Origin of the sequence: Flavilitoribacter nigricans DSM 23189 = NBRC 102662, assembly GCF_002646595.1 — a bacterium.
GTDB classification, from domain to species: domain Bacteria; phylum Bacteroidota; class Bacteroidia; order Chitinophagales; family Saprospiraceae; genus Flavilitoribacter; species Flavilitoribacter nigricans.
Genome location: NZ_PDUD01000017.1, coordinates 406,057 through 417,797, shown reverse-complemented (window position 1 = coordinate 417,797; position 11,741 = coordinate 406,057). Strand labels below are relative to the sequence as shown.

General features: G+C 49.6%; 11 protein-coding genes. 6 read left to right on the top strand and 5 right to left on the bottom strand.

What is annotated here, in order from left to right; all coding sequences use genetic code 11:
* Positions 1 to 84: 84 nt before the first annotated feature.
* The 3 genes from CRP01_RS10830 to CRP01_RS10820 all read right to left on the bottom strand — a co-directional run bounded on the left by CRP01_RS10830 (position 85) and on the right by CRP01_RS10820 (position 2,774).
* Positions 85 to 963, bottom strand: a complete 879-nt coding sequence (locus CRP01_RS10830; RefSeq protein WP_099150039.1) for a dienelactone hydrolase family protein — start codon at positions 961 to 963, stop codon at positions 85 to 87.
* An 84-nt stretch (positions 964 to 1,047) separates the two neighbouring features.
* Positions 1,048 to 1,749: a LytR/AlgR family response regulator transcription factor gene (locus CRP01_RS10825; protein WP_099150038.1), complete on the bottom strand. Its 702-nt coding sequence runs from the start codon at positions 1,747 to 1,749 to the stop codon at positions 1,048 to 1,050.
* A complete protein-coding gene (locus CRP01_RS10820) occupies positions 1,746 to 2,774 on the bottom strand; it encodes a sensor histidine kinase (RefSeq protein WP_222845697.1) in 1,029 nt (342 codons plus the stop codon). Before CRP01_RS10820 ends, CRP01_RS10825 begins: the two co-directional genes overlap by 4 nt.
* A 214-nt stretch (positions 2,775 to 2,988) precedes the next feature.
* Between CRP01_RS10820 and CRP01_RS10810 the strand changes: the two genes are divergently transcribed.
* The 5 genes from CRP01_RS10810 to CRP01_RS10790 all read left to right on the top strand — a co-directional run bounded on the left by CRP01_RS10810 (position 2,989) and on the right by CRP01_RS10790 (position 9,998).
* Positions 2,989 to 5,373 (top strand): TonB-dependent receptor domain-containing protein, encoded by a 2,385-nt coding sequence (locus tag CRP01_RS10810; protein WP_099150035.1) that lies wholly within the window; start codon positions 2,989 to 2,991, stop codon positions 5,371 to 5,373.
* Positions 5,374 to 5,496: 123 nt separating this feature from the next.
* Positions 5,497 to 6,105, top strand: coding sequence for a YceI family protein (locus CRP01_RS10805; RefSeq protein WP_222845696.1), 609 nt, complete (start codon positions 5,497 to 5,499; stop codon positions 6,103 to 6,105).
* A gap of 237 nt (positions 6,106 to 6,342) precedes the next feature.
* Entirely contained in the window at positions 6,343 to 6,888 is a 546-nt protein-coding gene (locus CRP01_RS10800; RefSeq protein ID WP_099150034.1) for a PepSY-associated TM helix domain-containing protein, read from the top strand.
* 191 nt (positions 6,889 to 7,079) lie between these two features.
* Positions 7,080 to 8,384: a prolyl oligopeptidase family serine peptidase gene (locus CRP01_RS10795; protein WP_099150033.1), complete on the top strand. Its 1,305-nt coding sequence runs from the start codon at positions 7,080 to 7,082 to the stop codon at positions 8,382 to 8,384.
* Positions 8,385 to 8,807: 423 nt separating this feature from the next.
* Positions 8,808 to 9,998 (top strand): PepSY-associated TM helix domain-containing protein, encoded by a 1,191-nt coding sequence (locus CRP01_RS10790; protein WP_099150032.1) that lies wholly within the window; start codon positions 8,808 to 8,810, stop codon positions 9,996 to 9,998.
* A 257-nt stretch (positions 9,999 to 10,255) separates the two neighbouring features.
* On the opposite strand, the gene CRP01_RS10785 is transcribed toward CRP01_RS10790, so the two are convergent.
* Complete coding sequence (locus CRP01_RS10785; protein WP_143473349.1) at positions 10,256 to 10,573, bottom strand: hypothetical protein; 318 nt, start codon at positions 10,571 to 10,573, stop codon at positions 10,256 to 10,258.
* Positions 10,574 to 10,575: 2 nt separating this feature from the next.
* On the bottom strand, positions 10,576 to 11,088 hold the full coding sequence (locus tag CRP01_RS10780) for a hypothetical protein (protein ID WP_099150030.1): 513 nt from the start codon (positions 11,086 to 11,088) through the stop codon (positions 10,576 to 10,578).
* 165 nt (positions 11,089 to 11,253) lie between these two features.
* Between CRP01_RS10780 and CRP01_RS10775 the strand changes: the two genes are divergently transcribed.
* Complete coding sequence (locus CRP01_RS10775) at positions 11,254 to 11,610, top strand: helix-turn-helix transcriptional regulator (RefSeq protein WP_170110318.1); 357 nt, start codon at positions 11,254 to 11,256, stop codon at positions 11,608 to 11,610.
* Positions 11,611 to 11,741: the final 131 nt, after the last annotated feature.

The window sequence follows — 11,741 nt, the reverse complement described above, 5'->3', positions numbered from 1 at the left end:
CTACGAGGTCATTTTAAATCCTGAAGAAATTCAGGATGAACTCATGTTCCTATTACTTTAAAGCCCGTAATGAGGAGCCGGTAGTTACTTCAGTTTGTCGCTAAAGAAACGGATCGTCCGCTCCCAGGCGAGGTTGGCCGCATCCCAGTCGTAGCGCGGCGTCGTATCGTTGTGGAAACCGTGGTTGACGTTGGGATACAGGTGGGCACTGTATTCCTTATTGTTTTGCTGCAGGGCCGCGGCATAATCCGGCCAGCCGGCGTTGACCCGTTCGTCGTTTCCGGCAAAGTGCAACAGCAGGGGCGCTTTGATATTAGGTACTTCCTCGGCGGCGGGCTGGCCACCGTAGAAGGGGACAGCGGCGGACAAGTCCGGTACTTTCACCGCCATCATGTTGGAGATCCAGCCACCGAAGCAGAATCCTACCACCCCGATCTTTCCCGTGCACTCATCGTGGTTTTTCAGGTGCTCGAATGCGGCGATGAAATCTTCCAGCATTTCGTCGCGATCCCGTTCCCGCTGCAGGGCCCGTCCGTCGTCGTCATTACCGGGATAACCGCCCAGTGGGGTCAGAGCATCCGGCGCCAGGGTAATGAAACCGGCCAGCGCACCCCGGCGGGCGACATCGGCGATGTGTGGATTCAGTCCGCGGTTTTCGTGAACGACGATGATCCCGGGCAGTTTTGCCTGATTGTTCATCGGCCGGGAGAGCTGGCCTTTGATGGTGCCGCCACCTTTCGGCGATTCGTATTCAATGGTTTCGGTTTTGAGACGGTCGTCGTCGATCCGGATCTGTTGCTTGTCTTCGTAGTTTGGCAGCAGGTAGTCCAGAATGGCCGGAACCGTGAGGCCGCCGACGGCATAGAGCTTGATCTTTTCGACAAATTCCCGGCGGTCGATCTTGTTGTGGGCGTATTTGTCGTACAGATCGAATACTTCCTGTTTAAGTTTCAGTTTTTTCATTTTTTCGGTTTTGGACTTTTAGAAATGGAAAGTTAATGGAAATAGGCTTACTATTCAGTAGTGAATTAGCGTAAAGCCCAGTTGTTATTTGACCACACGCTTCAGAAACTGCTCTTTGTAGGCTCTGCCGATGGGGACCACGATCTCCTCTTCCTGCAGATAGATCTGATTGCCGGCTACCTTTTCGATCTTCCCGGTATTGACGATATAGGATTTGTGAACGCGCATAAACTGATCGGCCGAGAGGTTTTCCTCCCAGTAGCGGAGGGGCTCGGCGGAAAGCACCCGCTTATTGGGCAGGAAGATCTCCGTGTAATCCGTGTCCGACTTCAGGTAGATTATATCGCTGATGGTCACCTTGATGTGTTCGTAACCGGATTTGATGAAGATCTCCTGGCGTACCGACGGTTCGGGGGACGTTGGGACGGCGGGCGCCGGATTTTTTTCGGGAACTTTGGTCACCGCCTTAACGAAACGCTGAAAGGAAAACGGTTTCAGCAGATAATCCACCACATTGAATTCGTAGCTCTCCAGCGCATAATCCGGAAAGGCCGTGGTCAGAATGACGTGCGGCGGGTTCGGCATGGTTTTCAAAAAGTCGATCCCGGAGATTTTCGGCAGGTGAATGTCGAGGAAGATAAGATCGACGGCTTGATGCTTGAGAAATTCCATCGCCTCAATGGCATTCGAAAAGGTCGCTTGCAGTTCCAGCGTACCGATATCCGTGATGTATTTTTTCAGGATACGCTGAGCGGGCGGCTGGTCTTCGATGATGATACAGTTCATACCTGCTGGTTCTGGTTCAAGGCTATGGATAAATGCACCGTGTACAGATCTTCAGTTTCCGTGATATCGAGCCGGTGGGCGTCCGGGTAGATCAGATCCAACCGCTTTTTGACGTTTTCCAGGCCGATCCCCTGCGACAGACTGGCCGTATTACTGGTCGGATGGTAATTGTTCTTACAGTAAAAATCGAGCCGGCCCTGCTCGGAAACACCGACTTCAATATCGATAAAAATATCTTCAGATTGGCTAGCCTGGCTGTGTTTAAATGCATTTTCTATAAAAACGATCATGATCAGAGGGGCAATCTGGAAACCGGAAGTATTGCCCCGGGTCCGGAACCGGACTTCTCCCCGTTCTTCGATCTGTAATTCATTGAGTTGGGTGAAATTCTCCAGTTGGGCGATCTCCTTGGATAAGGGGACGAACTTTTCCCGGCATTCGTACAGCATGTAGCGCAGTACCGAACTCAGTTCCAGAATGATGGCCGGCGTTTTCGGAGAATTCTCAATCGCGTAGGCGTACAGATTATTCAGGTTGTTGAACAAAAAGTGCGGATTGATCTGGGACTTCAGGAACTGGAGCTCACTCTCCTGCACGGTATTCCGCAGTTCGTCCACCTCCCGCTGTTTTCCGAGAGCATCCCAGGCAAATTTGAAGCCCACCAGGATGGAGATCACGGGCAGGATCTGGACCAGCGAGAAAAACACCCCCGGAAAGGTGCTGGCCCGCTGACCGGGAAAGTAGATCGGTTCCCACAGCAATTCTTCCAGCACGATAACCGCTCCCAGCGTCAGAAAGAAGGACAGGAAGAACTGCAGGTATTTCTTTCGGTAGAAAAAGAGGGGAAGCATCCAGTAGTTGATGAAGGCGGCAGCCACGGCGTAGGTCAGAAAATAGGTGACCTGGTAGGCCGCGATCTGCGGGTGGTACCGGTCAAACGAAAAGAATATGAAGACCAGAAAGTGCAGGACCAACTGGAAGATCAATTCCCTGGAAGACATCAATGTGGCGGCAGTTCTTCTCATGAATATTCAAAACTAAGGTTTCGACCCCAATTATACTAACCCGATCCCACCAACGACCGATTCTATCCTTTCAACGGCATTCGGTGCGCACTCAAAGGGAAAATGTCGTTTACCTTGAAAATAACGTCGTTCAAAGATTCCATTTTTCTTTTTGGAGAAAGCGCCGCTTCTTTGTATGGTCCGATCATTTTCAAAATAAATCAGAAAAACCATCATGAATTTTAAAATTATCCTTTGTTTTTGGTTCGCTTGTTTGGTGCTTGGCCCGGGAAACCTGATCGCCCAGGATCAGAATATCCGGATCACCGGTACGGTTTTGGACGGCTCCAGCCGGCAACCCATCGAATTTGCTACGGTAATGGTTGGGAATAAAGCGACCCAGCAGCCCATCACCGGGGCAACTACCGGCGCCGACGGCTCCTTTAGTGTCGAGGTACAAACAGAGGATTTTTACGTAGAGATCAGCTTTATCGGATTCGCATCCCGGAAGATCGAGGATTTTTCAGTTGTAGACGGTGCGGTGGACCTGGGCGAACTGTCCCTGTCCAACGACAGCCAGATGCTGGACGAAGTGACCGTTCGGGCCGAAAAATCCCAGACGGAGTTCAAACTGGATAAAAGGGTGTTCAACGTCGGAAAAGACCTGAGCAGCACCGGTGCCAGTGCCCTCGAAGTACTGAACAATGTACCATCCGTAAACGTAAACATCGAAGGCGATATCAGTCTGCGCGGCAGCCAGGGGGTACAGATCCTGATCAACGGCAAACCGTCGGTCCTGGCGGCCGAAGGCGGAAATGCCCTGGGAACGATCACCGCGGATATGATCCAGCAGATCGAGGTGATCACCAATCCCTCGGCCAAATACGACGCCGAAGGTACTTCGGGCATCATCAATATCGTGATCAAAAAAGAGGAACGTAAAGGACTAAACGGTTCCGTTTCCCTGAATACGGGTGCGCCCCACAACCACAGTTTCGGACTGAGTCTGAACCGGCGTACGGAGAAGTTTAACCTGTTCACCCAGTTGGGGGCCGGATACCGGGAGTTGCCCAATGACTCGGAAAATATCAACCGGGACCTGGTTAACAACACTACCATTTTCAGTACCGGTGAAGAATTCCGGAATGAGACTTTTTACAATTTCATTCTGGGAACCGATTACCACATCAATGATCGCAACGTGCTGACCCTTTCGGGTAACTTCGCCTACGAGGTGGAAGACCAGCCCTCCCAGACCAATTTCAGTTATGTAGATGCTGCGGGGACCACGCTCTCGGAATGGGTTCGCACTGAGAACACTCAGGCTACCAATCCCAAATGGCAATACGAACTCCAGTACAAAAGAGATTTTGAGGACAGTGAAGACCACACCTTACTGTTCAGTGCGCTGGGTAACTTTTTCGGCAAAGATCAATCTTCCGAATTTTTCGATTCCACCGTTTCCGGTAGTGATTCGGACGGTACCCAGCGAACCAGATCAGATTTTCAGGAGGCCGAAAATACCTTCAAACTGGATTACACCAAACCTTTTTCCAAGGAATTCACCGTGGAAACCGGAGCGCAATATGTGATCAATGACGTAAGCAATGATTTTGCCGTAAACAACCTGATCGATGGAGAATGGATCAATGATGAGCGGCAGACCAATATCTTTGAATACGATCAAAAGGTATTCGCCGTTTACGGTACCGGTGCCTACGAAGGCGATAAGTGGGGACTGAAATTAGGTTTGCGGGTCGAAAATACGGACCTGAAAACCTTCCTGATCAACACGAATGAAACCAATGATCAAAATTTCACCAATTTGTTTCCCAGTGCGCATACTTCTTATAAACTGTCGGATGCCATTTCCGTACAGGCCGGCTATTCCCGCCGGATCTTCCGGCCGCGGCTGTGGGATCTAAACCCCTTCTTCAACATTCGGAATAATTTTAGCATCCGCACCGGTAATCCGGATCTGCAACCCGAATTCACGGATTCCTACGAGCTGGCCAGTATTTTCATCCTTGGAAAAACCTCTCTGAACTTCACCGTGTACCATCGCTATACGACCGATGTGGTAGAGCGGATCTCTACTTTTGAAAATAACGTGAATACGACCATGCCGCTCAACATTGGTACCAACGGGGCTACGGGATTGGAGCTGAATGGTAAGTATACGCCCAACAACTGGTTGTCTTTCACGGGAGATGTTAACTACAATTACTTCAATCGGAAGGGAGAACTGGAAGCGACTTCTTTTGATTTCGACGCCGATCAGTGGTCCGGCAAGTTAACCACCAAGCTTAAATTACCCGCCGGTTTTGACTTTGAGGTAACGGGCCAGTACCAGTCGGCCGAACAGAGGATCCAAAGCCGACAGTCGGATCAGGTATTTGCCGACCTGGGCCTGCGCAAAAAGATCCTGAACGGCAAAGGCGTATTGAATATGAGCGTACGCGACGTATTCGCTTCCCGGATCGGGGAAACCATTACGGACCAGGCTAATTTTTATCTCTACAGTCGTCGCCAGCGTGGCCGGTTTATTACCCTTGGCTTTAGCTACGGCTTTGGCAAAGGAGAGGCGATGGAATTCTCCGGTGCCCGGAGACATCATTAATTGCACAAGCTGTTTCTACAATAATTTCAAAATGACTAACAGTAGCAGGTAGTCAGCCTAAAGAAGGCTGTACCTGATTACCGATTAGAGAAAACTTGCATCCACTAAAACTTTTCAATTATTATGAAAAAGATCACCATGTTTGTAGTCCTGCTGGCAGCAGCGGGTTTCCTGAGTGCTTTTACCGTTGTGGAATATACGGCGGTGGCTCCCACCTGGCAGGTGGACAAGGGGCACAGTTCCGTGGCCTTCTCCGTTCGGCATTTCTTTGCTTCCGTGATCGGTACGTTCGATGAGTTTGACGGTACCGTTACTTTCGATCCGGAAGATCTGGAGGGAAGCAGTATTGACTTTTCCATTAAAGTGGCCAGCGTAAATACCAAGAACGAACGCCGGGACAACCACCTGCAATCGGCCGATTTCTTCAATGCGGAAGAATGGCCGGAAATGACCTTCAAGTCGAGCAATATCACCAAATCCGGAGATCAGTACCTCGCTAAAGGGGAAATGACCATCCGCGATGTGACCAAGGAAGTAGAGATTCCGATCCAGTTTCTGGGGCAAATGGAACATCCCCGCCGGGCCGGTTCCTACATCGGTGGTTTTGCAACCGAATTTACCATCGACCGGAACGAATACGGTGTCGGTACCGGTAACTACGCTGCTACCGCCACGATCGGTGGAGAGGTGAAAGTAACCATCAACCTGGAAGTGAATCGCAGCGATTCCTAATCTGAATTTCATTTTAAACCTGCATATTTAATCAACGCAACATGAATCACCGCGAATTTTATAAAAAGCGGTGTATGACCTCAGAGAGGTCGAATATTCGTAGAATTTGGCCTGGATAAGCGTTTTCCGACCTCAGCATTATGACTATTTTTCTACGAATGTTTAACCTCTACGAGGTCATTTTTGAGTCCTGAAAAAATTCAGGATGACTCATGTTGCTCTTTCAATGCTTGATCCATGAAACTGACGGCAAGAAATATCCACCGGGATTTCGCCTATTTTTATCTGGGACTGATCATTTCCTTTTCTCTGTCCGGGATCTTTCTGAACCATCGCCGAACCTGGCACCCGATGCGTTACCAGTATGCGTCGCAGGAAATTTCCCTGCCCAGTCCCGTAACCGCCGAACAGGTTGATGATGCCTACCTGAAGGATTTTACCGAAGAGTTCCAGATTGATGACCAGATTCGGCGGTACGCCGTTGACGGTGACGTCCTGCGGGTGACCTACGCGGACCACGAAGTAGAGGTGGACCTGACTTCCGGTAAAGGGAAGATCGGCGAATACCGGCAGACACCATTACTAGGGCAAATGACCGAATTGCACGTAACGACCAACAACTGGTGGATCTATTATTCGGATATTTTCGGACTGGCCATGCTGACCATTGCCATTACGGGTATGTTTATCAGCAAAGGAAAAATGAGTTTCCGGAGCCGGGGTTGGAAACTGGCGGTAGCCGGCGTACTCTTTCCGCTGGTCTTTCTGCTGTTGCTTTCCTGAGCCCAACTACGGCACCGCCCGGTGCCGGGGAAAAGTTGTCATTTGGTAGGTTGATCTAAAGAACCCTATTTTAGGATGCAGAATTATCGCATTCCAGCAACCGGATCCTTCAAATTTCTGCTTACAATAATTAGGGATCCGGTCCAGGCGGTCACCCAAACTTCAACCTTTAACAAAATAGGAACCCATTTATGAAAAAACTGATCCAATCCATCATCCTTATGCTGCTGGTATGTACCGGCAGCCAACTACTTTACGCTGAAACGACAAATCCCGCAACCGCCATCGCCGGTGGTAAATACACCGCCGTGGTGGAAGGCTACGACTGGGGACCGGCCGTCAGCAAAGTCATCCTTTCGCTGGAGGAAACGGTCACTTCCGTCGATTGGAAAGATTATACCGTATCCGTAGAACGGAAAACCGACTGCGTGGAGATCCCGGCCGATCAGGCATCGGGGGAGCGGCAGGTAGTCTATGCCTACGTGTCGAATGCGGAAGGTGCCCGCTTTCCCGAGGGCAAATTCGTCACGCTCGTGCTGGCGGTAGCCCCCAACCAGCCGCTCGGTTCACCGATCCAGTATTCCCGGAATGAGAATTGCCGCGGAAACAACTGGATCGATTACCACATGAAGATCACCCAGCAATCCAGTGACCGGGTGTGGGACCAGGAATCCGACCGCATCGTACCGCTGATCGATCGTTTCGACCTGAACGGGAAATTCAAACATAAGGGGACGACCCTTTCCTACGCGGCTTTTGCTCCCGATAGTGAGGGCGAAAAGTCACCGCTCATCATCTGGTTGCACGGTGGGGGAGAAGGCGGTACCGACCCGTCCATTCCCCTGATCGCCAACCGGGCCGCCAATTATGCATCCGATGAGATCCAGGCGATCTTCGGCGGCGCCTATGTCCTGTCACCCCAGAGCCCCACCTACTGGATGGATAACGGAGAAGGCATGACGCGCGGTAAAGACAACGATATTTACAACGAAGCGGTGATGGCATTGATCCGGAAATACGTGGCGGATCATCCGGACATCGATACGGATCGCATTTATGTGGGTGGCTGCTCTAACGGCGGCTACCTGACCCTGAAACTGGTACTGGAACATCCGGATTATTTTGCGGCGGCCTTTCCGAGTGCCCTGGCTTACCATTCCGAGTTCGTTTCCGACGAACAGATCGAAAGCATTAAAAATGTGCCGATCTGGTTCATCCAGTCCAAAGACGATCCCGTGACCATTCCGGATGATACGGCGGTACCGGTATACCACCGGCTCGTTGAGGCGGGAGCCCCGAATGTGCATTTTTCCTACTACGATCACGTAGTGGATATCACCGGATTTTTCGGTGGAAAGGATTATCACTACAACGGACACTGGTCCTGGATCTATTCCCACGCCAACCAAGCCCGGCTGGATTTTGACGGTAAACCCGTACTGCTGGACGGTCGTCCGGTGACGATCATGGAATGGATGGCGGCCCAGTCTAAATAATTGATCTCCCGGCCGGGCCAATTATTCGAAGGGTAGAGAAGTCCGGCCGTAAGATTACTAATATACCTATTGCCACCTAAGACTTGCTGGGGAGGCCGGCGACTGTAGCGGTTGCTGTACCGGTCTCCCTGCGGGCTTTAGGTGGTTTTTTATTGCCGGAAGGTAGCTATCGTTCCGGGTGATCTCAGATCCATTCGCCATTTTTCACCGACGATTAGGTATAGCCTGATCACCAGAAATGATGATTGTGATAAAGGCCTGGAAAACTTAGCTTTGTGTCCTATTTAGACTGAGTCTGAATAAGCCTGGTGAAGGTGCTGAAATGTGGGGCGGAAAAGATTGTTGGCCGCAGCCTTCTGTACCGGACCTTGATCCATACCGAACAACACGAACCAATTAACAATCACATTAAAGTTGCGCCAAATGACATCTTCAATTTTTTCCTGGAAGCGGATCCGAAAATTTTTCAATGACATTCATCTGTGGCTGGGTATAGGAGCGGGCCTGATCCTGTTCGTGGTTTGCCTTACCGGTACCATCTACACCTTCCGTACGGAAATTGAAGAGTGGCTGGAACCGGAGAAATATTTCGTCGAAGCACCGGCAAATGCCGAGCCCCTGCCGGCGGCGGAACTGATCAGTCAGGTCGAAAGTGAGCTCAATGTCGGCAAAGTCGGTTCCATTACCATTCCGGCCGATCCCGAGCGGGCCTATACCCTCAACATCAAAAAGGAAGGGGAGCGCCGGGGCGCTAATTATTACGTCAACCCTTATTCGGGTGCCGTCACCGGTGACGGAGAAAGTGTAGCTTCCGGTTTCTTTATGACCGTATTTCGCCTGCATCGCTGGTTGTTGCTGGACACGGAAGTTGGCCGACCCATTGTGGGCTGGGCTACCGTGATCTTTGCCTTTCTAGTCATAACGGGTATGGTCATCTGGTTTCCGCAGCGGATCAAATCCTGGAAGCAGGGGCTGAAGATCAAATGGAACGCCAACTGGAAAAGGATCAATCACGATCTGCACAATGCGCTGGGTTTTTACGCCTCTTTCTTTCTGCTGATCATGGCGCTGACCGGCCTCTTCTGGTCGTTCGACTGGTACCGGGATGGCCTTTATGCCGTATTGGGCGTGGAGAATAACCGGGATGGCGGCCCCGGTGAAGCCCGGGAAAATGCACCGGAAGCCCCGGCTGGCGAGTTGCTCAGTCTGGAAGAACTCCTGGCCGTTGCGGACGGAGAACTGGCCTATACCGGAGATTACCGCGTATCTCTGCCCAATGAAAAACAATCCACGGTTTCCATCAGTAAATATAAAACGGGTTTCTTTGCGCCTGCTGCCGGGGATCAACTCAGCCTCGATCCCGTGAGCGGTGCGGTCACCGGTAAGGAGATCTTTGCCGAAAAGCCGTTCAACCAGCGGGTAGCCCGCTCGATCAAAGCCCTGCATGTTGGCAATGTATACGGCACTTTTTCCAAGATCATCTACTTTATTTCCTGTCTTATCGCTACGAGCTTACCCATTACCGGAACGATCATCTGGATCAATAAACTGAAGAAAAAGCGGAAGCGGAAAGTAAAGCAGGCCGGGAAACGGGCCGAGGCGGTTTTGCAGTAAGGATAGGGACAGTTGTAAGGCCTTGAGTCGTAATTCTGGGTAAGTGTGCTTATTTAACGATTGCCCGCACATAAAATTACCAGGAGTAACCGTCCAATAAGCAAGCGGGTTTCGGAGCTTCTATTGTCAAAATGGCTACCTAGTTGATCACTGCAAAACTATAGCTATAGCCAAGCCATCCAACAATATGACAATCTAAGCTCCCAAACCCGAAATGATGCCTACCTGCCAATCAGTTAGCTCACAAGTTCATTTAACTACTCATCCAAAACCTCCGTCAAACGCCATCGATCATTAATATAGGAAGCAAGTTCTTCCGTTTCCAACCAGAACAAGCGTGGCAGGTGCCGTAGCATTTCCGCTTTATAATCAATAGAACCGTTGATTACTTTTTCCTTAGGGATATTAATGACCAGGAAACTGTCTCCCTGATCCTCCCAGGCATCGTCGGGTTCATTTTCCAGCGTGGTGAAGATGAAGTAGATATGATCATATTGCCCTCTGAGCATTTCCTCGATGAAGCGGATATCGAAGGATGGACTGGTTTCTATGTCAGTACGAACATTTGTTCTCATAATCATCTTAATCTGGTGCCGCTTCCCGGCGGGGTGATTAACCTACGCTTTATTGGCCTTCTTAAATTGTCAGGATATAAAGGATATTCAGCCATGAATGTCGTTTCAAGTATCAACATTTCTGTATAGTTTCCAATGGCTATTTGCTCATATCTCAAATTCCATCTGGCTAACTCCGCTTGACTATAGCGGTGGTTTTCAGCCATCGTGATCCCATATTTATATACCTCTTTATAATTGAGGAAGTATTGGTTGTTGCTCGAAGCTTCCGGTGGACAAAGCGGACATATAAAATAGCCATTCGATGCCGCTACAAGTTGATAAAAAACGGTTTTATGCTCAATTCGATCTACCCGATCCGCTATTTTGTCCGAAGTAGCATCATCAATCGAGTAAGATCCATCCGGATTTTGAATAACTACATCTTCCCATCGAATATAGGCAAAAATAAGGACACTTGCCGAAAGTAATAACAGCAGATTATAGGGGATAGGTATCTTTTCGGCGCGTTCCATAAAGGCAATACAAAAGCCTTTTCCAAAGTAAGTCCACTCGGGAAAAGTTTTATTAAATTTAGCAGTGTATTATTGGCTATACAAATATATGGCATAAATTTAAAAAGTCAATAATAAAATGACTTTTTATGTCAAAAATGGACTTATTCTTACGATTTAATGCATTTGAACAAAAACATTAAGTATCTAAGGCGCACCAGATCCTGGACCCAAACGGAGTTTGGCCGGTTGATCGATGCCAGTAAAGGTTCTGTTAGCAGCTACGAAAAAGCGATCAATCAACCGACTATAGATACGCTGATCAAAATGGCCCAACTCTTTGAAATATCCATTGATGATCTACTCTTTCGCAATATAGCAGAAGAGGGGATCGCCTACAAAACGCCACCGATACCGGGAAGGGTGGAAGAGCCTTCCGTGCAGGAAATGAACCGGTTGCTGAAATTACGGATCAACGAACTGGAACGAGAGATCCGCCGAAATAACCCGGACTTGGCGGATGAGTTGGGCATCACTGGATAACTAAAGCTGCCGGTAAACAGTAGTCGGCCATACGGCCCGTACCGGAGTTGTCAGTTATAGCGTTAGCGACTAAAAAAATCAGAAATTGACTACATTTTTGAAGCGCAAGGAGCCTGTCTAAGTTCAATTTA

What these genes read in the sequence shown, in the direction of transcription:
- CRP01_RS10830 (WP_099150039.1), bottom strand. Translation starts at nt 963, where the DNA reads ATGAAAAAACTGAAACTTAAACAGGAAGTATTCGATCTGTACGACAAA.
- CRP01_RS10825 (WP_099150038.1), bottom strand. Translation starts at nt 1,749, where the DNA reads ATGAACTGTATCATCATCGAAGACCAGCCGCCCGCTCAGCGTATCCTG.
- CRP01_RS10790 (WP_099150032.1), top strand. Translation starts at nt 8,808, where the DNA reads ATGACATCTTCAATTTTTTCCTGGAAGCGGATCCGAAAATTTTTCAAT.
- CRP01_RS10785 (WP_143473349.1), bottom strand. Translation starts at nt 10,573, where the DNA reads ATGAGAACAAATGTTCGTACTGACATAGAAACCAGTCCATCCTTCGAT.
- CRP01_RS10805 (WP_222845696.1), top strand. Translation starts at nt 5,497, where the DNA reads ATGAAAAAGATCACCATGTTTGTAGTCCTGCTGGCAGCAGCGGGTTTC.
- CRP01_RS10810 (WP_099150035.1), top strand. Translation starts at nt 2,989, where the DNA reads ATGAATTTTAAAATTATCCTTTGTTTTTGGTTCGCTTGTTTGGTGCTT.
- CRP01_RS10795 (WP_099150033.1), top strand. Translation starts at nt 7,080, where the DNA reads ATGAAAAAACTGATCCAATCCATCATCCTTATGCTGCTGGTATGTACC.
- CRP01_RS10820 (WP_222845697.1), bottom strand. Translation starts at nt 2,774, where the DNA reads ATGAGAAGAACTGCCGCCACATTGATGTCTTCCAGGGAATTGATCTTC.
- CRP01_RS10800 (WP_099150034.1), top strand. Translation starts at nt 6,343, where the DNA reads ATGAAACTGACGGCAAGAAATATCCACCGGGATTTCGCCTATTTTTAT.
- CRP01_RS10780 (WP_099150030.1), bottom strand. Translation starts at nt 11,088, where the DNA reads ATGGAACGCGCCGAAAAGATACCTATCCCCTATAATCTGCTGTTATTA.